This is a genomic window from Geothrix oryzisoli, assembly GCF_022808865.1.
Lineage (GTDB): Bacteria > Acidobacteriota > Holophagae > Holophagales > Holophagaceae > Geothrix > Geothrix oryzisoli.
Genome location: NZ_JAKZLB010000001.1, coordinates 479,105 through 502,542 on the forward strand (window position 1 = coordinate 479,105; position 23,438 = coordinate 502,542).

Sequence of the window (23,438 nt, forward strand, 5' to 3'; positions counted from 1 at the left end):
GATTATGGTTTGGTGGATGTGATTTCTCGCCTCACTCTACGCCTCCCCGCACCTCTGTTTCTCGGAGAGTTCGCGCATGTAGTCCAAGAGCCCCTGGCCGGGCATTGAGGCCTGGCAGTGGGCATAGACCAGGCTGTCGCCCTTGTCGGGGCTGCGGCCGATGCGGGCGATGATGTCCTCCTTGGCCTCGACCAGGATCCCCCGCGTGGTGAGCTTCCATGTGGGCGCGCAGAGGTCCGCCCTCAGCTCTGGATCGGGCGGGAGCGCCAAGTCCTGCCCACTGGCGGGGTCCAGGTCCTCGCGCAGCTTCCACCAGTTCTCGGCGCGAAGGTTGTAGAACCCGAGCATGCCGGACTTGTCCTTGCCCTTGGTGGCCGAGGCGCCATTGATGGCCTCTATCCGAAGGCCCTCACGATCCTTCAGGAAGTCGTAGACGCTGCCGCCTACACCGATGACGTCCACCTTGACCACAGCGCCGGCCTGGTGGTGACCCAGCACGAGCGCTGCCACCGCGGGGCCGTCCGGCGTGGACTTGCCAGGGTAGGTCCAGGCTTGGCCGAACCAGTTCCCATGCCGCGGGGTGATGACCGTCTTGTCCTTGCCCCCGCGGGCCACGTCCACGCCGAGGGCGGACATGGCGTTGCCGACGTGCCCCCCTTCGGTCCAGCGATCCTGGGCCGCCTTCACCCATTCCGTGGGGAGGACCTGGGTGGGAGCATCTTCGGCGCCGGCTCTGAAGTCGCCGTAGAGCATCTTCGACCGCAGGGGCTCTGGCAGGGCTTGGAGGGTGGCCAGATAGTCAGTCCCGAGGAGAGCGGGATTGTCTTGCACACGGGCCGGAATAAATGTCCGGCTGCGCGGCGTGACCAATTCCCCATCGATGAGCACTGGGTCACCGCTGGGCATCTCCTGGTCTTTGCCGGCGATCGTGGTGAACCAGCGCAGCTCTCCGGGCAGAGCTGGGTTGGGGTGGTTCTCGTCCAACCAGGGCCCCCAAAACTGTATGACCCACGCGCCGTCCTGGCTGGTGGGCGGGTTCCCGGTGCAGATCACCCTGCAGCGCTGGCCCTTCCTCGTGCTACGGTTCCAGCCAGTGACGAATCGAAACTGGGCCTCGGTGAATTCCGTAATCTCGTCAAATGCATATAAATCATGCGGTTGGCCTTGAAAGTTCGACACGTCTTTGTCGTACTGGAGCGAGGCGAATTCGATCTGGCGGCCGTCCTTGAACTTCCAGCGGTGCAGGCTCTCGTTGTAGCTGGTTTCCGGGGCGTACATCTCCCGGGCTCGCGTCTCGATGCCCCGCAGGTTTGGGAAGGTTCGGCGGAAGACGATGGACTGGAAGTGCTCACGCCGGGCAACGCCCAGCAGCAGGTCGGTCTTTCCGCCGCCGGCAGCCCCCCCGTACAAGAGTATGTCGGCCTTTGACTCATAGGCCTGGGTCTGCGGGCCGGGGAACGGCTTCCAGCCGTTTTTGCGTCGCCTTAGGGCATCAAGAACCAGTTCCCTCTGATGGGCCGGGAGATCGTTGAGCCGGTCCAATTTCGCCTGCAAGGTCTGCGATGAGCTCATAGAGTTCGTCCTGTGGGAGAGCTTTCTTGGTGGGGTCGTCCAGGCCCCGGATCTTCCGGATGCCGTCCACGGCTTTGTCGATGGTCTCGACCATGACCTTGGCCTTCTTTCCGGCCTGGGGGTCCTCCACCTGCAGGCGGTCCGCCGCCTGTTGCATGACAGTGAGGAGGCGTCGATACCCCGTGAGCCCGGTCTTCATGTCCTCCAGATCTTCAGTGATGGCCTTCTCTTGGGACCGCTTCGCCTCGTCCGGCTTCATCCCCGGAAGCACGCCGGCCTGGGCGTCCGCCACGATCTGGCGCTTTGTGGCCTGGGCCCCGCGGGTCCACCGGCCGGCCCGGGCCCGGCTCTGGACCGTGCTGGGTTTGGTGCCGTGCGTCTCGGCAATGTCCCGGACGCTCACGAGGGTTGTGCGATACAAGCGCTCCACGGCCTCCCAGTCGACCTGGGGGCGCGGCTGCAGGGGTTGGACCTTGGCCATCAGATTCTCCGATTCTTTCCGCCTTCACGGATCACGCCAAAGAGCACGTCCTGGTGCCGGGAGAGCACCCGCTTCACGTCCTGACCATCCAGCACGTTCCAGTGGTGGTGCACTACGCTCCCCCCGCCCCCACGCTCCGCCATCTGGCGCACGGGCTCGGCGATGTGCGCCGGCAGGATCATCTCGTTCTTGTGGATCTGCGCCACCTGATCGGCGGGGACGCGGTCCCAGCCGCCCTCGGCGGACGCCAGCCCGGCCATCGCCAGGCCCGCGCCGTAGGCTTCCGCGCCCACCGCGGGGGCCATGGCCCAGCCGTAGAACGGGATGGCCGCCACGGAGCCCATGGCGTTCACGGCGTAGACCGCAGCTGCGCCCGTGGCCTCGGCCACTCGCCCCGTTTCGCCCATGGCCATGGAGGTGGCCCATTTGATGGCCTCCTCCTCGCCCCACTGGACGAAGAAGCTAATGATGCCGTTCAGGGCCTGGGCGGTCACATTCTGGAAGGCCTGCCCCCAGGTTATCGTGCCGTTGATGAGCCCCTGGATGGAGTTGTTGAACCCGCCCGTCATGGACCGGAAGAACCCGTCCCACCGGGCCCGGGACTTGGCCACGAGGTCGGTGTCGAGCTTCGCCAGATCGGCGTAGGCCTTTCGGTTCAAGGCGTCCTTCTGGGCCTGGATCTTCTTCCAGTGCACCAGGTCGCCCTCGGCGGCCTTCTGCTCCTGGTCCAGCGCGTCGAGCTGGGCCCGCAGCTCCTGGGTGATCCCAGCCTTGCGCATGGCCACCCACTGCGCCTCGTTGATCCGCCCGGCGATCAGCTGCTGGTCCAGCGCCTGCTCCTGCTCCTCGATGGAGAACTTCAGGAGGTTCAGCTCGTCGCCCGCCGCGATCCGCGCCAGCTCGAGGTTCTGCTTCCGCGCCTTCTCGGCGTCGGCGTCGGCCTGGGCCCGCTCCTTGCGCGTGTTCTCGGCGGCCTGCCGGTCCAGTTCGCGCAGGTCCGCGTAGTATTTCTGATTGAGTTCCTTCTCCTTGTTCAGGACGGCCTGGAGCTCCGCCGGCTTCCCGGCGGCCAGCTTCTCCTCGTCCTTCAGCGCCTTCATGGCCGTGTCGAGCTGGACCTTGTAGGCGTCCTTCATGTCGCCCACCAGCTCGGCGTAGGTCATCTGCCCCGAGGCCACCAGCTCCTTGTCGTCCTTCATCTGCTCGGCGACCACATGCGCGGCGGACCGGATGATGTCCTCGTCCACGGCCTTGCGCATGGCGCGGAGTTCTTCTGCAGCCTTCTTCTGGGCCTCCGGGTCGATCAGGTGCCCACCCTTCTTGGGGTTCTCATGTCCCCCTTCGCCACCCGGGAGGTGGGCCACAGGCGCCGCACCCATGGCGCGGATCTCGGCATTGCCCTTGGCGATATCGGCTTTGATCTGCTCGATCTGCCTCAACATGATCGTGTTGGGGCCATCACCGCCGTGGAGTTCGTTCACTCCCATCGCCCAGGTGCCGAGGAAGTGCGCCCAGTTCTCGTTGAACTCTACGAGGTTGTCCCCGAAGGTCTCGGACATGGTCTGTTTCAGGCCGCGCCAGGAGACCGTGACCTTGCCTGAAGCCTTTTCCGCCCTCTCCATCTGAACGACGTTGTCCTCGCCGATGGCTCGGCCATACCGAGCCAGCACCTCCGGCGCGTCCTTCAACTGCTCCAGCATCTCCCGGATCTGGGGGGCGGCTTCCTGCCCCGCCCGACCCAAGGCCTTCTGCAGGAAGACTCCGCGCTCCATGGGGCTCTCGAGCGTCTCAGCCTTCTGCATGACGGCCTTCAGGTAGTCCACGAACGGCATGGCCATCAGGGCAGCGTTGTTGGCCGCAATGCCGTTCGCCACCAGGAATTCCGAATTGCTCCGGATGCTCTTGGTAGCGCCCTTCATCCAGCCTTCGAGCTCCTGGGCGGAGCCGCCCGTCAGGGATTGGGCCGTGTTGAGCCTGTTCAGGCTCTCGAAACTCTCCCCGGTCTGATATGCCAGATCCTTGTAGGTCCGCGCCAGCTCGTTCGTCTCATTGATGGAATCCTTGATGAAACTCGCGGATTCTTTCAGAGCCTCAAACGCCAGCCCCACTACCCCTATGGCGATAGCTGAAGCCCCGAACTTCTCAAAAGACTCGATGGCGGAGCCCAGGTCGCCCTTCATGCCGGAGACGGCGGTTTCAGTGTGCTCCTGGGCGTCCTTCATGCCCTGGAGGAGGGACTTCACATCGGCGGAAAGCTTTACTGCGACTTCTTTGTCATCAGCCACGGTGTTCTCCGGAGGGCCGGGCGCGCCGGCAAGGGAGCAGAACTATGAGAAAAAGGGCACCGCCGAACCGAACCCATCCGACGGTGCCCACCCTGCGGTGGCAGGGGTCAGACTTCGGCGCCGGTGCGGGTGTCGCGCCAGCGGCGCCCGTCAAAGATCAGCTGCCGATCAGTTGAATTTTCGAAGAAGGCCTCCCCGATCTGGGGCTGCTCTGAGCGTGCCTCGAGCGGCCCACAGGCGCCCAGCAGCAGCCAGGAGTTGCAGACCAGCACCCGGGCGTCTTCCACCGGCACGTCGATCGGCGCGCCGGTTCTGGAAGCGTAGGTCCGGCCCTCGATGGTCATCGTCGTGAAGGCCCCAGACAGAGGCGGCAGGACGCGGGCACGCTTGTGGGGTGCGCTCAGAGGCCGCAGCGCCGCGCGCTCCAGGGCCGCACGCTCTGCGCGGAGCGCCTCGGGAGATGGCGGAGGCACGGGGGGGCGGTCCACCTTGCACCACCCCTGGGCCTCCAGGGCGGCGACATGCTCAGGCGCGACACCTTGGGACTGGGGGCCTCCGTAGTAGCGGACGCCGGGGAGGTCAGCGAAGTTACACCCCGGGGGGGGCTGCATGCGGATCCACTGGACGTTGGAATCGAAGGCCATGTTCACTTCGCTTTCTTACGAGCCGCGGCTCGCTTGGCCTCGGTCATCACGAGGGGTTCACGGACGGGGTTGATGTGCGGCTCCACGCTGACGCTCTTGGTGAGGCGTCCGCGGTCCAGTTCACGAAGAGAGACGGGCGGGGCATCGAGGCGGGTGGTCTTCTTGGTGGTCATACTTCCTCCTCCCCCAACGGTGCGGCCGCGTCCTGTGTGCCGCCAGGAGCGCAGGACGGGGATCGCAGGGGATCACAGGGAAAAGCAGGTTGGGGACCTTGGATCTGGCCCTGGATCAGCGCCTCGAGGGATGGACGATGCACGAGGATGCGCCGGCCACCGCGGGGCCCTGGGATGCGCCGGATGGTCAGCAGTGGGTCCACAGGGGCGCAGAAGGTGCGCCGGAAGTAGTCGACGTCGTAATCGCCCATCAGGCGGGCCGCCAGCGCGACGCTGATCCACTCCTTCATGCGACACCTCTGGGCCAGTTCACGAACTCCATGGACACACCGGGGGCTGCGGGCCTGAATGCCCTCTTGGTGTGGACCAAGACCCACAGAATCTCCATGCGGGCCCAAGCCGGCACTGTCAGTGGCTGTGGTGGGATCAAGTCGTTCACGATGGCGATGCTCGGCTCCCACACCACCGCGGGGTAGAGGCCTTCGGCATACCACTGCTCCACCTTCTGACGGGCCCAGGCCATGCGGTGGCTGGCCTCCTCCGTGTGCCGCCAGGAAGCGGGCTCACGCTGTCGTTCGGCTGGGGGGCGGAATTCGACCACGTGGCCACTCATTCGGCCTCCCCTGCAGCCGCACGCGCACGCGCCCGCCGGGCCCGGATCGTCCCCGCCCGCTGGCGGTTCCGGAGGTCCACCCGCTCCGCCAGGCCCTGGCCCTTGGTGATCCACTGCTGAAGCTTCTTGTGAAACTCGATGCCCTCGGCGCTGTTCGGGTCGAAGGGCCGGGGCATCTCCGGCCGCGCGGCCTGGTGCTCGACGTACTGCCGGTCCAGGGCCGTCACGATGCACCGCCGAACTCGGCAGCGAAGGCCTGGACGACGTCTGCGATGACCGCCTCCCAGTCGCCCGGGCGGGGCTGCCTGAAGAGCCTCACAGTCGGGTACCACGGCGAGTCTGATCGGCCCAACAGCCAGCGCCAGTCAGGGAAGTGGGTCAGGAGCGCCCAACACGGGATCCCCATGGCACCCGCCAGATGGACGAGAGACGTGTCCACCGTGATGACCAGGTCCATTTGGGACAAGGCGAAGGTGGTGTCAGAGAAGTTGAAGATCATCGGCGACAGTGGCGTCATCGGCTGGAACGGGACCTTGGTGCCCATCCCGAAATTGAAGGCGAACCAGTCGACGTCTCGGATCGCTCCCAAGGAGGCGAAGACCTCAGGGCGGATTGAACGCTCATGGTCTCGGTAGTGCCTGCGATTGCCCTGCCAAGCGCAGCCAATGCGCGTGCGCCCCACATGCGGGACCAACGCTTGGCTCAAAGGTGCGCGGTTGTAGACGCGCTCAGGCACGTGGAGGTAGGGCACGCTGGCGGGGATGCTCTCCAGGGTGGTCTGAAAGATGAAAGCAAGTGATAGCAGCTCTATGTAAAGGTCACAGTCGGGGATTGGGTCACCTTGTGGGATGACTTGGTCTACACCCGGGCACGTCCCCACCACTCCCGCCAGCTCCCGCTGTGCAAGCAGAAGCACGCGTCCGCCCCTCGCTTTGACCATGGGGATGAACCGCACGAACTGGAGAACATCTCCGAAGCCATGAGACCAGGTGATGACCAGAGTCTTGCCGATGAACAAATCCCCGTTCCATCGGGGACACGAATACTCGAGGCAGGGGTCTGGAAGCTCTGCAGCGGGCATGCTGAGGCGCAGCTCTTTCTGCTCCAAACCGATTGGCAGCATGCCCAAGAGAAGGCTGGCCTCCCCAAATAAATACTCGGTTGCGCCAGGGATGCTTGTGTCCCAGCCGCACCAATACTGAAGGTCCAGGCGATCTGGGGCGAGGCTTTCCAATGCCTGGGCGAGGGACCTTGCGAAGCCGCTGTCGAGGCATGCGCCGTGGATGCCGACCACTCCTCCGGGGCGGATGATGACCAGGAGGAGCACCCGCTCCCCACCCACCATGCCTATCCACTGGAACTTTCGCCCCGGCACCTCACGATCAGCCAGCACGAGGAGGTCTTGTGCGAGGAGGGCGTAATCAATCAGGCCGGAGTCATTTCGGGGTAGGCGGCTGCTTTCCAAGAGCAGGGTGTTCAAACCCCGCTCTTGAGTCAGGGCCGCTCCATCGTCGTAAATCAACCACTTGACCTGACCAGTCACGACGACTCCTTTTCAAACAGCGGAAACCCCTTGGCTGCTTTCTTGGCCTTGTCCAAGGCAGTCATGGCCGCTCCCGAACCGGCCTCAAGAGGCGCGGGTCAAAATTGAGGACCACCAGTTGAGGGCACCCGGCGCCAGATGGATGGGCGACGGGTTGTGCATGCCGGGGCCCCCTGCCCCACGCAGACGCAGGCCAGCCCCGGTGATTGGCCTCATAGACCGAGGGATTGGGGAACCCAGGGTCACCATCTGTGCGAGTCCAGCGCACACCCCTGCCCCGCTGAAGCCGCATAGATACTGACTTCCGTCTTCGCACGCCGTACGAACTCCCGTCAGGCACGAGACGCTGAGCACCCGAACCAGACCCCACACTTCGCGGGGAGCCCACCACCCGAGTGACAGGAGTGACACCGCCACTTTTCGAGGTGTCACTCGAAAAAGGTTGATAAATAAGGGAAGTGACAGGAGTGACAGTAGTGACACTTCCCGGGAGAGAAGAAGTAATAGAGGAGAGGGTGTGTGTGTCGCTGTTGAGGTAGAAGAGATTTGTTTTTTTATGGGCGTGTATAGGGTGCACTCGTGTCACTCGTGTCACTCGACTGGTTTCAGGCTGGTTAAGTGGTGACACGGGCAAAAAAGGCCCTGTCACTGTGACACCCGAGGTGTCACTACGCGGTCGCATGGGCATCTCCTTGGGAGAAGGTGAAGAAGCGACTCGCAGCGCCAGCGTCGGTGGAGCTGATGGTCACCAAGAACCGCCCAACAGGGACGCCCGTCGAGCCCGCGGCCTTCTGGAAGGCGTCCAGGTAGCGGTAATAGGTCCGCTTCTGGTTGGGGTCATCAAGCCGTAGCCCCCACACATCCAGCACCCGGGGCCTGGCTGAGCTCTGGGTGCCAATTTCGTGCTGGGCATACTTCACGAGCCGCGTGAACCAGGGAGCAGATCGCAGGATGGCCTCGTCCTTGTTCTCGACACTGGGGCGGAAGACCTCGTCCGGGTTGATGTGGAGCTTGCCGGAAAGGAAGGACACCGCGGCGTCGAGCATTGCGGACCGGCTGTTCCGGGACTTGGTGGTCGGGAGCGCCCGGAATTCCTTGTAGAGATGCAGGGTGAGCCGGTAGAGGAGGTCTTTGCCTTCACGCTCGAGCCAGGTGTGGAAGGATTCGAAGGCGTTGTTCCGGGTGGAGGATGGTGCCAGCGAGTTCGGCTGCAACTCCACGAGGGTCACACGCTCCTGGGAGGCCTCGTCCTCCTGGTTGAGGTGCATGGTGTTGGACGCGATGACCACGGGCCGAGGGCTGATGGCCATGTCCGTGCCGAACTTCTTCCTGAGCTGCAGGGCCTCGCCGGCCAGGAAGGTCTTGAGGTCCTCGATGTTGCGGCCCTTCATGAAGCTATCGAGTTCGTCCCGGACACAGATGGGTAGGTGCAGCACGGACTCGGTGAGCCAGTCGTATTCCTCGTCCCCGCCGAACCGCTGCGACCCATAGGTGCGGAGGTCGCCCGTCAAGCAGGCCGCGACGACCTTCAGCGCTGTTCCCTTGCCGGTGGCGGGGCCCCCGAAGAACCAGATCCAAGGCAGGAACCCGGTGGGCACACCGGCCGCCCACAGTTCCTCGGCCCGAAGGGCGCAAAGGGCCAGCGCGAGGCACCAGATCGTCATCCGAAGGCCCGCCTCGCTGTCGGGTGCGTTGGGGATCCGGGTGAGCAGGTAGGCGCTTCTCATCCGGTCCACCAGAGCCTCGAGGTCGGTGGCCTTGAACTGGCCGGGGTCCTTCCCGGGCCACTCCGCCCAGCCGTGCTCCCGGGCGTAGGCGGTGCGCCGCGCCTTGACGATCTCTGACCAATGCCGCCCATCCTCGAGGAAGGTGGGAGGATGCCATTGAGGGCTGAGGGGGTGTTCTGTGGGCCCGCCGCGGATCACGTCAGCGAGGTCGGGGTACTTCTGCTCCAGCTGGTGGAACAGGGTGTGCTCTAGGATGGGACCGAAGGCGTGCTGCCCCTCGGCTGTCACCATCTGCCCGTACAGGTTGGCCCGGGTGCTGAAGTAATTGCGGCCGCCCGTAGTGGCCCGGCACATGCCGCCACACCGTTGACCTTGCCGCCAGGCCTCCAGGTCCCTCTTGCCCGCTGCTTTGGCGGCCATGGTCCCCTCCAGGACCCGGCGAGCGATCTTCCAGACACCCGTCTCTTGCCGAGGGGCCGGGTTCCCGTTCTCCAGCGCACGCTCGATCCCATCCAGCAGGGCCGCCCAGCGCTTCTTGGGGTCGGCCTCTCGGTAGTCCTTGGCTAGGCCGGTCCCGGGCAGGATTGCGAGAGTGCCGACCTTGGCGAACTTCTTCCGGGCCTTCTGTCCGCTGGGATCCTGGTCCGTGATGATCAGCCGTGGTACGCCAGGGTAAAGGGTCTCCAGGGTGTCTCGCAGGATGTTGGGGTCCATGCAGTCGGGACAGGATGCGAAGACATAGCGAGCGGGGTCGCCTGCCCCGAGCGCGTCATAGGCAGCTGCAACGGCATCCCAGAGGCCGGTAAGGACGATGACCGCCGTCGGCTGGGCCTTGGGGTTCGTCACGTAGATTCCCGCCTCGCCGACGGTCTTCCGTGTGGCCTCCGACTTCGGCGCGGACTCTCCGGGGCGCAGGGTTGCCTTCTCGGCCATCGCCCGCACCTCGAGGCCCACCAGATCGGCGCCCTTATAGAGAGGGGCCACTGTGACAGGGACCTGTTGGGCCGCCCATCCATTCATCCACTTTTCGGTTGGGATAGGTGAACTTGAACTGGCTACATTCTTAGCGGTGATTTTGTAGATACCGATTTCTGCCAGGAAGTGGCCGCTGTATCCTCGCGCATTCCCAACCTGGGCCGTTTGGTAGAGGGACTGAGCGGGAGTGAGTTCCACCTTGCCGGCAACCTCGCCGGTATCCACGAAGAAGTTGACCGGTGCGCCATTGGGGTGACTGTTCGCGTGGAAGCATTTGGCCACGAGGCGCCCGTCGCGGTAGTACGCAGGGTCGTCCTTGCAGCGGACAGCATCCTCTTTCTCACAGACGGGACAGATCATTGGTCTCCCAGCCCCCCCGCGACCTTGCGAAGGACTTCCGGACTGAGCCGTTCCTTCAGTTCGTTCGCCAGGACCGTCAGCGCCTCGGTCGTGCTGGTCGCGTGCCTGGACTTCTCGGCCAGCTTCCGCATGAACTCCCGGGCCGCAGGATCCGGCACCTGGGCCTCGAAGACTTCAGGAAATGCCATCCAGGTCAGCACCCGGAGAAGCGCGGCCGGCGTGGGGATCATGGTCCCGGTTGCGGATGGTTGGGCCTTCGGCCGCTTTTTGGTTCGCCAGGGTAGACGCATGGGTCAGCCGGCTTTCCGAAGGTTCTGCCACCACTCGGAGGCCCAGTCCGCAGGGATGAGCCGACGCCGGCCCATCTTGATGCTCTTCAGCTTCCCGCTCTTGATGTCCTCGTAGACCTGCGTTTTCCCGATGCTGAAGCGCTTACAGAAGGCCTCGACTGAATAGGCCTCTGGTTCGGGTTCGGGACGGGGTTCGACTTTCACCATGTAGGGCTCCCTAAGAAAGCGCACGGTGTTGCGCGATTCCTTAAGGTCGGAGCCGAATGGTTGACGATAAATCCTTAGTTTTCCTATTCCGTCAACTGCCACGCATCCAGGTGGTGGTTCAGTTTGGCGTAGTTCATAACCAGCGCAGCAGCCCGCTCCATAGACGTATCTTGGCCTGTGGCGAGGAAGTGAATGTCACCCGCCAGAGTGGCAACATTCCCGCTGGGTCCCGAGGTGGCCTGAATCCCAAAGCACTCCAGCATGAAGCGACAATGCAACGCGAGAATTGGCTTGAGAGTGTCTCGTTTCCGGCCCGGTCGTAGGGGTTTGGTTTCCCGGTCGCCGTGAAGGTAGGCCCTGAACAGTATGTGTTGGGCCTCAAGGACTCCCTCAAAGATCCCTGTACTACCAGGAGGCTCAACATAGCCGGCTTCTCGAAGTTGGCGGAACTTGACCAGTAGAGATGCAACATCGCGGGTGATCTCGTCTATCTTCTGTTTTATTTCGGGTTTATCTACCATACGAACTCGATAGATCCGCACGAGTTCCAGCACCATCTGGTGCACCGATGGCTGAGAAACGAATCGCGGAGCGGACCCCTCAGGTTGAACGAAAGTCCGTCCTTCGAATAATCGAAGCACACGACTCATCCGCTTCCGTTGGGCCTCAGTCTGGCCTTCGATACTCACATGCACCCCCGTCGATGCCCCGTAAAAGGGGCGCGGCAGCCGGTACGGGAACCGGCGATTCGGGAGCTACCCTAGCCGCGCCTGTTCGAATCCTAGGATGCAGTTGCCAGTTTGCCCAGCTCCGCCACCAGGCGCGGAATCTCTTCCTGGGCCTTGGCCTGAATCTCTGGGTCTTCGCTGGCCAGGCTCTTCTTGATCGCAGCGATAGAAATGTCTCCCGCCATGGTGATGAATCTGATGGTCGACTCAGGTGATGGGTGTTCAAGTGCATTCTCAAGCCCGGCCTGTTTCGCCTTCTTCGCTTTGATCAGCTTCTTCCGAGTGGCCACTTCCTTGGGCGTCAGGGGCTCATCCCAATGCGGATCGTCCATCTCTGCCACACACGCCATGAAGGCCTCCAGGGAAGGCTTGTGGCCAAGGCCCAAAGTCGGGTCCAAGGACCTTTCCCGCCGGGCGGCCTCCTGTTCGGCCTTCCAGAAAATCCCCTTCAGGAAGGTCATCCGCTCTCGCTGGAGTTCCGTGTGGAGATCATCGTCGATGTTCCAATAGGCCCTGCGTGGATTCTGGGGTGGGAGCTTTGACCAGATGCGGTCGAAACTGAACACCGGGTAGGCCCACTCTGCCAGAGCCTGGAGCGCGGCACGAGGCACGGTAACCACCTCGTCCGCGGGGATGGGAGCTGTAAGAATTTCTGTCTTGCTCTTCCGGGCCATATTGGCTCCTGGTCAAGGCAGGGCACGGCCCTGCGGGTGAATCACGTTAATTGGGAATGCCTTAGATCGTGTTCTCTTCCAGGAATCGCTCGATCTCTTTGACTGGCACCAGCCGCTTACGGCCCACCTGGACAGTGCGGATCTTCCCGGCGTTCACCATCTCGAACATCGTGGAGCGCCCACAGTGAAGAACCTCGGCCGCTTCCTCAAGGGTGAGGACTAGCAGGGGCAGGTTGGGCTGTGATGGGGGCGGAACAGGGGCAATCGGAACCTGGGAGGGTTTGCGGGGGGTCATGTCTTCACCTTTTCTCTCGGTCAGCCCAGTGCCTCGGCCGTCAGTGTGCTGATGGTTTCGGATGCCTGGAGGCGGGGGTCCACGTCCAGGTGGGCGTAGCGGTGCGTGGTGGAGGCCTGGGCATGCCCCAGGAGGTCTCCCACTTGGTGGAGGCTGATGCCGGCGCCGACGCCGATGCTGGCGAAGGTGTGGCGGAGGTCATGTAGTCGGACGTCTTTGATGTTCACGCCGCCCCTGGAGGCCAGGCCCACCGCGCGGCGGATGCGGTCCCAGGTCTTCTGCAGGTTGACCAGGTGCTCACCGTGCTTGTGCCCCTGGATGACCCAGGGGCCGCCTAGCTTGCGCGTGGGAAGCTTGTCCAGGGCCTCCAGGATGGCCAAGGTGGCTGAGTTGAGGGGCAGCTCCTTGGGGCCGCTCTTCCCGCTGGTCTTGTGCCGCTCGATCCGGATCACGCCACGGGCCTTGTCCACCTGCGACCACTGCATCTGAAGGACCTCGTTCAGCCGGGCCCCGGTGAACATGAGCAGGCGGATGGCGGCCAGGGCGTAGACGCTGGGAACCTCCAGGCCCTTCCCCTTCGCGTTCCAGGCGTAGGGGCAGGCATCCCTGTCACCCCACAGCAGGGATTCCTTCAGCATCTTCCCGATCCAGGCAATCTCCACCATGGAGAGGAACCGCTCCTGGCCCTTGCTCTCCGGGTTCTTCTCGACCAGGACGCAGGGATTGGTGCCCTGGGGGCGCAGCCCGTCCTTCTCGGCCTGGGAGAAGAGCTTCCGGAGGTTGGCCAGCATGCGGTTGGCCCGGATGGGGGTGGCCTTGGCAGGCTTCTCGCTGGGCTTCATGCCGGGCCGCCAGCCGCGGGACACATCACGGAAGAGCTGGCTGACGTGGGAGGTCTGGACGTCAGGGAGTCGGAGGTCGCCCAGCACGGGGACCACCAAGCCTTCCAGCATCGCCTTCGCCGGCTTGTAGGAGCCGGTGCGAAGGCGCACCTTCTGGGCTTCGAGGAAGGTGATCGTGTACTCCGCCAGCGTGGGAATGAGCAGGTGCTTCTTCGCTTCGACCTTCGGGTCCAGGAAGTCTTCGAGCTTCTTCCGCGCAGCCTCTGCCTTCTCGCGCGCATGCTTCAGGGACTCCGGACCCGAGTAGGCGCCCAACCGAAGCCAAGACTGCTTCCGCTTCTTCCCCTCGGCGGCCGGCGCGAGGTACTTCATGCAGAAGATCTTGTTCCCCTGCTTCACCTCGCCGGTCTTCGGGTTCCGGTGGATGGTGATGCGCAAGGCAAAGCCATGGATCAGGCTGTCCCATTCGTAGGTCTGCTGAAGGACGCCGGTCTTTTTGTTCTGCTTCGCTTTGGCTCGAAGGCATCGAGTATCAGTTAATTCGACTTTTGCGTACCTTGGCATCGTGCATCTCCGATCTGCACAGAAGGTATACATCCGATCGAAGATCATGCAAGTTCGCGCGTGTTCTTTTTTGTCTGCTCTCAACACTTAGAACGCGCACGAACACGCACGAAAGTTTAAATCAGGGTCTCATAATCCCTAGGTCGGCAGTTCGAGTCTGCCTCCAGCCACCACACAGAACACCGGAGCCGAGCGGCTCCGGTGTTTTCGTACGCCCACCCAAGCCAAAGACTCGGACTGCCGAGAAGCAGTGGCGGCCAGGTAGCCCGCAGCGAGCAAGGCCTCAGCGGGGCCTGCCTGAGCCCACCTCCTTTGTGAGCCTCTGGCTGGACATAACACGGTCAGACCTGCCCACAATCGTCCCGGGGGTGGTTCATGAACTTCGGCGGGGGCCCAATTCAATACATCTCGGAACAAGACGGGAGGATTGAAGCCCTCCACCGCCTGATTACTTCTCATCTCGCCCTTCACGACGCCAAAGATGTGGAGAAGATAAACAAAACATTCCTCGATGAGTGGATGAAAATTCAGATAGCACTTTACGACAAAATATCTGCATTCAATCAGGTCGTCGTTAGCCTCGCTTATGCCGGGTATTTTGCGGGTGTAAGCGTCTGCCGGTCTTACATGCCCCCTAAGCTCCTAACCGTCTCTGTCATCTTGATGCTCATCTCAATCTCCGGGTTCATTACCCATGAGATAGTGGCGATGAGACAGCGTCAGTCCACTCTCCGGGCCGCCTTCGCCCTGTCATTGGCAGAGAACCCGGGGGGAGTTTTAGCCGCCTACGCCAGATACCAGATAGAAGAGGCAGACAAAGCCCACCAGCGGGCCATCCGGACTGACCGATTCTTTTGGTTCGTCCTGGCCTTCGGGGGGACTTCTGGGATTCTCCTGATTTCCGGGACCACCTGGATCATCCTCAAGGGCCTACTCAGGGGTTGACAGGGACCATTAGTCCTCGAAGGGGAGCAGGGTTCCCCCGCCATCTTTAGAGGGTCGAGAGGATGGCCCTGCCCCGGGGTATCACAGGGGGAACCGAAGCCCCTTGTCCCCTCTCAGATCCACGGTTTCGTTCTTGCTGCCTCTGGGGCCGCGGACGGTGATGGTGTGGCGGCCTTCGGCGAGTTTGAGGCTGCTGCCGTCGCTTTCGAGGCCAGTGTCCTGGCCGTCGACGAGGACTTTGCCGGTGCCGGGGAAGGTCTCGACGGTGAGGGTGGCGAGGGCGGGCAGGTTCAGAGGGGCGGTCTGGCCGGCGGTCACGCTGAGTGTCCGGGTCTCTCTGAAGTAGTGCTTCGAGCTGGCCAGTTCGACCTTGTGGGGGCCGGGGGGTAGCGACAGCTGGCCACCCGGGGCCAGGTCGCCCAGGTCCTTGCCGTCCACCCTCACCCGCACCCCGAAGGCGCCGGCCAGCTTGAGGGCGCCCGGGGCGGTGGGATCCAGGGGCGGTTCCTGGCGCGCCTCCGCCGTAGTGCCCTCCTTAAGCTCGAAGACCCGCCCGGCCGGAATCTCCCCGGGGGCGAAGTCGGAGGCGTAGCCCAGCTTCTCTTTGATGAGGGTCAGGCGATGGGGCTGGCCCTGATTCCACCGCACCTTGAGGGGCGTCACGCCCTCCAGGGGCTTCTCATCCAGCACCACGCTGGCTCCGGCAGGCGTGGAGTCGATGGTCTCCTCGCTGAAGACCGGTTCCAGCGGAAAGACCGGCAGCGCCTCACCGGGCTTGAAGGCGTGGGTCAGGGGCTGAAAGCCCTTCAACTCCAGGCGCAGGGTGTCGCCGGCCTGCAGGGGCTGGTTCATGGGAGTGGTGCCGACGGCCAGATCATTCACGAAGACCTTGGCGCCGGTGGGCTGGGTATCGATGGGGAGGCGGACCGCCTTGGGACCCCGGAACAGGAACCAGCCGCCCACCGCCAGGGCGGCCACGGCGGCGACAGCGAGCCAGATCCGACCGGAACTCCGGGGTTCCGGACGGGCCACCACCATGGTCTCGTCAAAGGAGGTCGAGCGGATCTCGGGGATGGGCGAGTCACCGTTGGCCTTCAGGAGGGCGAGCAGCTCCCGGCGGTCCTCCTTGCCGAGGTCCACCACGGCATCCAGCAGCTCGCGCACGAAGGCCGTGGCGGTGGTGTGGCGGTCCTCGGGGCGCTTGGCCAGCACCTTGTCGAAGACCCGATGCCAGCCGTCCGGAAGGATCCCGACCGCCGGCGGTTCCACCTCGGCGGGCGGTTCGTTGACGATGCGGTAGAGGATGGTGTTGATGGACGAGCCGGGGAACGGCGACTGGCCGCTCATCAACTCGAAGATCAGGACGCCGAAGCTGAAGATGTCCGAGCGGCTGTCCACGGTGCCTTCACGGATCTGCTCGGGGCTGGCGTAGCTGGGCGTGCCCAGGAAGGTGCCGGTCTGGGTGAGGCTGGCGTCCTCCCGCTTGGCGATGCCGAAGTCCATGAGCTTGGGCCGGCCGTCCTCGCCCACCATGACATTCCCTGGCTTCACATCGCGGTGCACGATGCCCTTGGCGTGGGCGTGGTCCAGCGCATCGGCAAGGCCCGCGGCGATCCGCAGCTTCTCTTTGTTGGAGAGGGTCCCGGCCTCCTTCACCAGGCCGTCGAGGGGTTTCCCGGGCACGAACTCCATGGCCAGGAAGGGTCCGTAGCCCTCCTCCTCGCCCACGTCGTAGATGGCCACGATGCCCGGGTGGTTCAGCAGCCCGGAGATCTCAGCCTCCCGCTGGAACCGCAGCAGGTGCTCATGCCGATCCGCCTCGGTGTTGGCGGCATCCAGCTTCATGAGCTTGATGGCCACCTTGCGCTTGATCCGGGGGTCCTCGGCCAGCACGACGCTGCCCATGGCCCCCGACCCCAGGAGGCGAAGGACCTGGTAGCGACCGATGGTCCTGGGGAGGTTCGAGTTGTCGAGATCCGCCATCCCAGCATCCTACCGGACACATCGGAGATGAGGTGGTAGATTGTCATGTTTTTCGTGGTTTTTACGGGTTCCCGTGGCACAATAAACCACAGGCCCGCTGACCCGGGCCGTGGGAGGTTTATTCCGTGATGGAAGTCGTCAAGACCATCGTGCTCGGCACCTACTTCACGCTGCTCACCATCCTGAGCGTCTACGGGGCCCACCGCCTCTGGATGCTGCTGCTCTACTACCGCCACAAGAATGAGGTTCCCCAGCCCAAGGGCGACGAGAACTACCTGCCGGTGGTCACGGTGCAGCTGGCGGTGTTCAACGAGATGAACGTCATCGAGCGCCTGATGGACCACGTCGTGAAGATGGACTGGCCCAAGGAGAAGCTCGAGATCCAGGTGCTGGACGACTCCACGGACGAGACCGTCAAGGTGGCCAGTGCCGTGGTGGACCGCTACCAGGCCCTGGGCTTCGACATCCACTACCTGCATCGGACGGACCGCACGGGCTTCAAGGCCGGCGCGCTGGCCGAGGGCCTCAAGGTCGCCAAGGGCGAGCTGGTGGCCATGTTCGACGCGGACTTCCTGCCCACCGAGGACTTCCTCCGCAAGGCCGTGCCCCATTTCGCCGACGAGAAGGTGGCCTTCGTCCAAGGTTGCTGGGCCCACCTGAACCGCGAGTTCTCGCTGCTCACCCAGGTGCAGGCCATCCTGCTCGACGGCCACTTCGTCTTCGAGCACACCGCCCGCCACCGGTCCCACGCCTTCTTCAACTTCAGCGGCACCGCCGGCATGTGGCGCGTCTCCGCCATCGCCGACGCGGGTGGCTGGGAGCACGACACCATCACCGAAGATGCCGACTTGTCCTACCGCGCCCAGCTGAAGGGCTGGAAGGGCGTGTACCTCAAGGACCTGGTCGTCCCCGCCGAGCTGCCCGTGGAGGTCAACGCCTTCAAGAGCCAGCAGCACCGCTGGGCCAAGGGCAACGCGCAGGTCATCCGCAAGCTCATGAAGACCATCTGGAAGTCCAACGAGAGCCTGCACACCAAGCTCGAGTGCTGGTTCCACCTGACGGCCAACTGCAACTACATGTTGATGGTGGTGCTCTCCGTCATCATGGTGCCCGCCATGATCTTCCGGGCCGGCACACCCGTGCATGTCCTGCTCCTCACGGACGGCCCCTTCTTCCTGCTGAACGCGGTGAGCGTGGGCCTCTACTTCGGGCTCTCCCAGAAGGAACTGACGGACAACACGGGCTGGACCAAGCGCCTCAAGTACATCCCCGGCCTCATGGGCCTGGGCATCGGCCTCGCCCTGAACCAGGCCAAGGCCGTGCTGGAAGGCTTCTTCACCGACGACAAGGAGTTCAAGCGCACCCCCAAGTACGGCGTGGATGCCAATGGCAAGACCGTCACCAAGCGGGCCTACAAGGTGCCCAAGAGCCTCATGACCTTCCTGGAGCTGGGCTTCGCCATCTACTACTTCGGCGCCGTGCTCGTGGCCATCTGGATCCGCAAGTGGGCCTCGGTCCCCTTCCTCTGGCTCTTCTTCAGCGGCTTCTCCTACATGAGCATCCTCTCTCTGGCCGACGTGAAGCTGTTCCGCCGTCTGGCCATGGATGAGCCCGCCGACGACGCCCAGAGCGCCGCGAACTTCGTCCAGTAGCGCGACCTCCGAGCAGGGGCCCCGGCCCGCCCTGGACCCCTGCCCCGGTTCCGGCCGGAGGCGCCCAGGATGTGACTCTTCCGGTGCCCCGTGATCGATCTCCACTGCCACACCCTCCACTCGGACGGCACCGATACGCCTGAGCGTCTGGCCCTGCTCGGCGAAGAGGCCCGGCTCACGGCCCTCTGCCTGACGGACCACGACACCCTGGGCGGCATCCCGGAGTTCCTGGCCATGCAGCCGCAGGTGAAGGTGCGTCTGCTGGTGGGCACGGAGCTGAGCTGCCGCTTCCTGGGCCGGTCCCTGCACGTGCTTGGCCTGCTGGTCGATCCAGGCGATGCGACCTTCCAGACCCGCCTGGATGAACTGAGGCTGCGCCGGGAGGACCGGAACCTCCGCATGATCACCCGCTTGGCGGAGCTGGGCTGCCCGGTCACCTACGAGGAAGTCCGGGCCCAGGCGGAAACGCCGCTGATCTCCCGAGTGCACTTCGCCAAAGCCCTGGCGGCGCGCGGGTTCGTGCGGCGGGCACCGGAGGCCTTCGAGCGGCTCATCGGGGATGACTGCCCGGGCTTCGTGCCGCGGGAGGAACTGAGTCCCGCCGAGGCCGCCCGCTGGATCCGCGAGGCCGGTGGCGTGCCCGTGGTGGCCCATCCGGGCCGCTTTGCGGGGGGCTCGTTCCGCTGGGATGAAGCCATGAAGGATCTCCAGCGCGAGGGCATGGAAGGCCTGGAGGGCTATTACGGCGAGTACCGGGCTGCCGAGCAGAAGCACTTCCTGGCCCTGGGGGCTCGCCTCGGGATGGTGGTCACCGGCGGCAGCGACTATCACGGCGCCAACAAACCCGGCCTGCGGCTGGGCGTCGGACGAGGCGGCCTCAAGGTACCGGACGAACTCCTGGACAGCCTGGAACGACAGCAAAAATACGGCACCTACCGCTGATTGCCGATAGGCTGGAAACAAAGAGGCAGCCATGTCCAATCGAATCCTCCTGGTGGAGGACGATCCCATCAACGTCAAGTTCATCCAGACCGTGCTGACCAAGAAGGGCGGCTATGCAGTCGTGGTTTCCGAAGAAGTGGACGAGATCCTCAAGCTCGCGCGCGAGGGCGATCTGAAGGCCATCATCATGGATGTGAGCCTGTCCCGATCGAGCTACCAGGGCCAGAAGGTGGATGGCATCTTCATCACCAAGCTGCTCAAGCAGGAGGAGGCCACCCGCCGCATCCCCGTGCTGCTCGCCACCGCCCATGCCATGTTCGGAGACCGGGAGAAATACCTGGAACTGACCGGCGCCGAAGGCTACATCTCCAAGCCCATCCATGACCCGTCCGCGCTCATCGATGCGGTGAAGTCCGTGACCGAGGTTTGAGGGTGGCTGCGAAACCTGTGCCCTACGCTGCGTTCCGCCTGCTGGTGGAGTACGACGGCAGCCGCTTCCATGGCTGGCAGAAACAGGGCCCCAGGCAGTCCCGCGAAGGCATCCGCACCGTCGCCGGCAGCCTGGAGCATGCGATTCATGAGGCCGGCCTGCGGCTCGTCTACCTGGGGGGCGCCGGCCGCACCGATGCCGGGGTGCATGCCCTGGGCCAGGTCGCGCACCTGCACCTGGAAGCCAAGGGCGCACCCCGGCCCGGCGAGCTGCGCCGGATCTTCGACGCCACCCTGCCCCAGGACATCTCCATCCGCGACGTGCGGACCTGCGCCCCCCGCTTCCACTCCCGCCACGACGCGGTGGATCGCACCTACCTCTATCAGATCAGCCGGCGGCGGAGCGCCTTCGGCAAGCCCTGGATCTGGTGGGTGAAGCGCAACCTGGACCTGAGCCGTCTGCAGAAGGCCTGGACCTCCTTCGAGGGGGACCAGGACCTGGGTTCCTTCGCGGATCTGGATGCCGAGGAGGACGGGCGGAGCCGGATCATCCACTGCGAGGTGGCCGAAGCGGGCGCTTTGGTGCTCTTGCGGGTCCGCGCCACCCACTTCTTCCGGCGCCTGGTCCGCCGCATGGTAGGGGCCTCCGTGGCCTGTGCCCTGGGCGAGGAGGAGCCCCTCCGCGTGCTGGAGGACCTGCACTCCCCCACCGAAGCCGCCAACCTGTACTGGGCCGCCAAGGCTGCCCCCTCTTCGGGCCTGTTCCTGGAGGCCGTCCGCTACCCCGGCGATCCCGAGCCCGGGCCGCCACGGTCCACCATCATCATCCCCTGAGGACGCGCCATGCTCACCCGTGACGAAGCCTGGACCCTGCTCTGCCAGTGGACCCCCTCCGAGAAGCTACGGACCCACGCCCGGGCCGTCGAACTGGTGCTGCGTGACCTGGCAACCAGGCTGGATGAGGATGTCGAGCGCTTCGGCCTGGCGGGCCTGCTGCACGATGCGGACTACGACAGCTGGCCCGAGGAGCACCCGAAGCGCATCGTCGCCTGGCTGCGCGAACGGGGCGAGGAGGACCTGGCCCACGCCATCAGCGCCCACTACACCCGCTGGGGCGTGCCCTACGACCACCTGCTGGACAAGGCCCTGCTGGCCTCGGACGAGATCACGGGCTTCGTCATGGCCTGCGCCCTGGTGCGGCCCACCCGCACCGAGGGCCTGGAGCCCAAGAGCGTGAAGAAGAAGCTCAAGGACAAGGCCTTCGCCGCGGGCGTGGACCGCTTCGAAGTGGCCGAGGGCCTGCGCATGCTCATGGCGGCCGTCGGTGGCACCGAGGACGAGCACCTCGCCCGCATCATCGCCGTCCTGCACGAGCACCGCGCGGAATTGGGCCTCAGCTAGCGGGCCACGAACGCCTCGCCCAGGGTCGCCGCGATGCGCCTCCGCCGGAGGATGAGCGTCCTCAGGTATTCCTGTTTCTCAAGAAGCGCCGCCCGGCGGGCCGGCGTCTCCGGGTCCACCGACAAAGCCGACAGGGCCTCCACCTCCGCCCGCACCCGGACCTCGGCGGCGGCCACGCGAATGACCCGGATCTCTCGCTTGGCGGCGGGCACTCCCCAGTTGTTCTCCGTCCACAGAGGTTCGAAGGAGGCCTCCGCCAGGACCACCTGCCTCCGTCCATCCGGTCCCGGCCGCTGTTCGAACACGGCCTGGAGCGCCGCGCCATCGCGGCTGTCGCCGCCCGCCACCGGGAACAGGTCCGCCCGGTACATGCGGTCCTGGTTGCTGATGAAGTTGCCCAGGGAGTAGGCCACCAGGGCTTTCCGGCCGCCCACCTCCAGGACTTCGGCCGGCTGGAGGACATGGGGATGGTGCCCCAGCAGCAGATCGCAGCCCGCCTCCACCAGCTGTCTGGCGAGGTCCCGCTGACGCTTCGTGGGTTGATGCTGGTACTCGTTCCCCCAATGGACACTCACCACCACCAGGTCGGCGCAGGCGCGCGCCTCGCGCACGGCCGCGAGGGCCGGTTCGAGATCCAGCCGCCGCACCCAGGGGTCCGTGGCCTTGCGGTTGAGGTCGATGTTGAAGATGTCCGTGAAGCCCAGGAAGGCCACCTTCACCCCCTGCCGTTCGACGATCTGCAGGGTCTCCGCCCGGGACCGGTCCTCCCCGCTGCCCACCGCCACCAGCTGCTCGGCCCGCAGCCGGTCCAGGGTCTCCCGCACGCCGCGCGGCCCCTGGTCGAAGGCGTGGTTGTTGGCCGTGGCGAGCACGGTGAACCCGCTGGCGCGCAAAGCCGCCGGCAGAGCGGCCGGCGCGTTGAATTGGAACGGCACGCCGGGCCGGCCCGAGCTGGGCGCCACGGGCGTCTCCAGATTCCCGAAGGCCAGGTCCGCCCCCTGGAACAGGGGCACCAGGTCGGCCCACAGGCTCGGGAAACCCTGGGCCGCATGCTCCGCTGAGGCCTTCACATCCTGGTGCATGAGGATGTCGCCCACCGCCACCAGGCGGAGGCGCGGAGGCGGTGGCGGGGGTGGCAAGCGGCGGGGCCGGCAGGCCGAGGAGAGTCCCAGGATGACACCCAGCCCGGCCGCCACGGTGGCGGCGGCCCCCATCCGCAGGCGCATCAGCCCCAGACCTCGGGCCCGTAGTAGACCTCTATCGGCAGACCGGGCAGCCGCGCCGCCACCTGCGCCGCCAGAGAATCCATCTCCGCCCGCGACAGGGGCCGGGCCTCCGGCTCCGGCGTGGGCCGGGCCACGGTGTAGAGTTGGAGGGCCTGGATGCGCCCACCCTCGGCCAGGATGGTCTCGAGCCGGCCGCAATAGGCCGCCACCTCGTCCGCGGAAGGCCCCTGCCCCTTCCAGCTGAGGAAGAGGGTCTGGATGAGGATGGGCCAACGCCGGGCGGTGGCCAGCAGGTTGTCGAGAATCCGCTGGAAAGGCACCTGGCTGCGGCAGATCTCGCGGTAGAAGGGCTCAGTACCAGCATCGAGCTTGGCCCAGATCTCGCCCTGGTTGGCCATCAGGGTCTCCAGGCCCTTCACCACCTCCGGGGCCTGCAGGCGGCTGGAGTCGGTGATGAGCACGAGCTTCACCAGGTCCAGGCCCCGCTGGGCCTTGAGGCGGGCGACCCGGGCGACCACTTCCGCAAACTCCCGGGCCGTGGTGGGCTCGCCGTCGCCGCTGAAGGCGATGTCGTTGAGTCGCCGTTGCTCGGGCCGCGCAGAGTCGAAGGGCGGGATGTCATAGATCTCGCCGCTCGTGGCGAGGTCCAGCAGCAGACCCAGCTCCTTGTCGAGCAACTCCAGGTCCAGGTCCTTCCGCCTTGGTGGCGTCAGACGGTCCACCTCGCAGTAGACGCAATCGAAGTTGCAGACCTTGTCGGGGTTCAGGTTCACGCCCAGGCTCACTCCCCGGCTCCGGCGCGAGATCACGGGGTAGCAATAGTCGAACTCCCGCCAGACACGGCGGTGATCCAGGTGGGCCTTGATCAGATCCGTCATGGCTTCAGG

Annotated in this window: 24 protein-coding genes; 6 read left to right on the plus strand and 18 right to left on the minus strand. The window is 64.9% G+C overall.

Annotation, left to right across the window (positions count from 1 at the left end):
• Positions 1–36: 36 nt before the first annotated feature.
• The 15 genes from MLE43_RS02155 to MLE43_RS02225 form a co-directional block, all read right to left on the minus strand.
• The gene (locus tag MLE43_RS02155; protein WP_243301264.1) at positions 37–1,572 is read right to left on the minus strand and encodes a terminase family protein; all 1,536 of its coding nucleotides are present in this window, start codon (positions 1,570–1,572) and stop codon (positions 37–39) included.
• Positions 1,493–2,053, minus strand: a complete 561-nt coding sequence (locus tag MLE43_RS02160) for a hypothetical protein (RefSeq protein ID WP_243301266.1) — start codon at positions 2,051–2,053, stop codon at positions 1,493–1,495. Before MLE43_RS02160 ends, MLE43_RS02155 begins: the two co-directional genes overlap by 80 nt.
• Positions 2,053–4,338 (minus strand): coiled-coil domain-containing protein, encoded by a 2,286-nt coding sequence (locus MLE43_RS02165; RefSeq protein ID WP_243301267.1) that lies wholly within the window; start codon positions 4,336–4,338, stop codon positions 2,053–2,055. Before MLE43_RS02165 ends, MLE43_RS02160 begins: the two co-directional genes overlap by 1 nt.
• Before the next feature lie 107 nt (positions 4,339–4,445).
• Positions 4,446–4,982: a hypothetical protein gene (locus MLE43_RS02170; protein WP_243301269.1), complete on the minus strand. Its 537-nt coding sequence runs from the start codon at positions 4,980–4,982 to the stop codon at positions 4,446–4,448.
• Between the two features lie 2 nt (positions 4,983–4,984).
• Positions 4,985–5,155, minus strand: coding sequence for a hypothetical protein (locus MLE43_RS02175; RefSeq protein WP_243301271.1), 171 nt, complete (start codon positions 5,153–5,155; stop codon positions 4,985–4,987).
• The gene (locus MLE43_RS02180) at positions 5,152–5,445 is read right to left on the minus strand and encodes a hypothetical protein (protein ID WP_243301272.1); all 294 of its coding nucleotides are present in this window, start codon (positions 5,443–5,445) and stop codon (positions 5,152–5,154) included. The genes MLE43_RS02175 and MLE43_RS02180 overlap by 4 nt, the downstream gene beginning before the upstream one ends.
• A gap of 319 nt (positions 5,446–5,764) precedes the next feature.
• Complete coding sequence (locus MLE43_RS02185; protein ID WP_243301275.1) at positions 5,765–5,995, minus strand: hypothetical protein; 231 nt, start codon at positions 5,993–5,995, stop codon at positions 5,765–5,767.
• Positions 5,992–7,311, minus strand: a complete 1,320-nt coding sequence (locus MLE43_RS02190; RefSeq protein ID WP_243301276.1) for a glycosyltransferase family protein — start codon at positions 7,309–7,311, stop codon at positions 5,992–5,994. Before MLE43_RS02190 ends, MLE43_RS02185 begins: the two co-directional genes overlap by 4 nt.
• Positions 7,312–7,979: 668 nt before the next feature.
• Positions 7,980–9,971, minus strand: a complete 1,992-nt coding sequence (locus tag MLE43_RS02195) for a hypothetical protein (RefSeq protein WP_243301278.1) — start codon at positions 9,969–9,971, stop codon at positions 7,980–7,982.
• A 398-nt stretch (positions 9,972–10,369) separates the two neighbouring features.
• A complete protein-coding gene (locus tag MLE43_RS02200; RefSeq protein ID WP_243301280.1) occupies positions 10,370–10,603 on the minus strand; it encodes a hypothetical protein in 234 nt (77 codons plus the stop codon).
• Between the two features lie 63 nt (positions 10,604–10,666).
• A complete protein-coding gene (locus tag MLE43_RS02205; protein ID WP_243301282.1) occupies positions 10,667–10,870 on the minus strand; it encodes an excisionase family DNA-binding protein in 204 nt (67 codons plus the stop codon).
• Positions 10,871–10,953: 83 nt separating this feature from the next.
• Positions 10,954–11,427 (minus strand): hypothetical protein, encoded by a 474-nt coding sequence (locus MLE43_RS02210; protein ID WP_243301284.1) that lies wholly within the window; start codon positions 11,425–11,427, stop codon positions 10,954–10,956.
• A 224-nt stretch (positions 11,428–11,651) separates the two neighbouring features.
• Positions 11,652–12,272 (minus strand): hypothetical protein, encoded by a 621-nt coding sequence (locus tag MLE43_RS02215; RefSeq protein ID WP_243301286.1) that lies wholly within the window; start codon positions 12,270–12,272, stop codon positions 11,652–11,654.
• Positions 12,273–12,333: 61 nt separating this feature from the next.
• Positions 12,334–12,567: a helix-turn-helix domain-containing protein gene (locus MLE43_RS02220; protein ID WP_243301287.1), complete on the minus strand. Its 234-nt coding sequence runs from the start codon at positions 12,565–12,567 to the stop codon at positions 12,334–12,336.
• 20 nt (positions 12,568–12,587) lie between these two features.
• Positions 12,588–13,847: a tyrosine-type recombinase/integrase gene (locus MLE43_RS02225; RefSeq protein ID WP_338029046.1), complete on the minus strand. Its 1,260-nt coding sequence runs from the start codon at positions 13,845–13,847 to the stop codon at positions 12,588–12,590.
• A gap of 501 nt (positions 13,848–14,348) precedes the next feature.
• Here MLE43_RS02225 and MLE43_RS02230 point away from each other — a divergent pair.
• Complete coding sequence (locus MLE43_RS02230; RefSeq protein ID WP_243301292.1) at positions 14,349–14,918, plus strand: hypothetical protein; 570 nt, start codon at positions 14,349–14,351, stop codon at positions 14,916–14,918.
• Positions 14,919–14,999: 81 nt separating this feature from the next.
• On the opposite strand, the gene MLE43_RS02235 is transcribed toward MLE43_RS02230, so the two are convergent.
• A complete protein-coding gene (locus tag MLE43_RS02235; RefSeq protein ID WP_243301293.1) occupies positions 15,000–16,901 on the minus strand; it encodes a serine/threonine-protein kinase in 1,902 nt (633 codons plus the stop codon).
• A gap of 128 nt (positions 16,902–17,029) precedes the next feature.
• Between MLE43_RS02235 and MLE43_RS02240 the strand changes: the two genes are divergently transcribed.
• The 5 genes from MLE43_RS02240 (at position 17,030) to MLE43_RS02260 (ending at position 21,325) form a co-directional block, all read left to right on the plus strand.
• The gene (locus MLE43_RS02240) at positions 17,030–18,553 is read left to right on the plus strand and encodes a cellulose synthase family protein (RefSeq protein ID WP_243302324.1); all 1,524 of its coding nucleotides are present in this window, start codon (positions 17,030–17,032) and stop codon (positions 18,551–18,553) included.
• A gap of 90 nt (positions 18,554–18,643) precedes the next feature.
• The gene (locus MLE43_RS02245) at positions 18,644–19,495 is read left to right on the plus strand and encodes a PHP domain-containing protein (RefSeq protein ID WP_243301294.1); all 852 of its coding nucleotides are present in this window, start codon (positions 18,644–18,646) and stop codon (positions 19,493–19,495) included.
• Positions 19,496–19,526: 31 nt separating this feature from the next.
• Positions 19,527–19,925, plus strand: a complete 399-nt coding sequence (locus MLE43_RS02250) for a response regulator (protein WP_243301295.1) — start codon at positions 19,527–19,529, stop codon at positions 19,923–19,925.
• A 2-nt stretch (positions 19,926–19,927) separates the two neighbouring features.
• Positions 19,928–20,758 carry a tRNA pseudouridine synthase A gene (locus tag MLE43_RS02255; RefSeq protein ID WP_243301296.1) on the plus strand — a complete coding sequence of 277 codons (831 nt, stop codon included), beginning with the start codon at positions 19,928–19,930 and terminating at the stop codon, positions 20,756–20,758.
• 9 nt (positions 20,759–20,767) lie between these two features.
• Positions 20,768–21,325 (plus strand): HD domain-containing protein, encoded by a 558-nt coding sequence (locus tag MLE43_RS02260; RefSeq protein ID WP_243301297.1) that lies wholly within the window; start codon positions 20,768–20,770, stop codon positions 21,323–21,325.
• Here MLE43_RS02260 and MLE43_RS02265 read toward each other — a convergent pair.
• Together MLE43_RS02265 and MLE43_RS02270 are read right to left on the minus strand one after the other, a co-directional pair.
• Positions 21,322–22,551 (minus strand): CapA family protein, encoded by a 1,230-nt coding sequence (locus MLE43_RS02265; RefSeq protein WP_243301298.1) that lies wholly within the window; start codon positions 22,549–22,551, stop codon positions 21,322–21,324. The genes MLE43_RS02260 and MLE43_RS02265 overlap by 4 nt on opposite strands.
• Positions 22,551–23,429 (minus strand): radical SAM protein, encoded by an 879-nt coding sequence (locus MLE43_RS02270; protein WP_243301299.1) that lies wholly within the window; start codon positions 23,427–23,429, stop codon positions 22,551–22,553. Before MLE43_RS02270 ends, MLE43_RS02265 begins: the two co-directional genes overlap by 1 nt.
• Between the last annotated feature and the right edge of the window lie 9 nt (positions 23,430–23,438).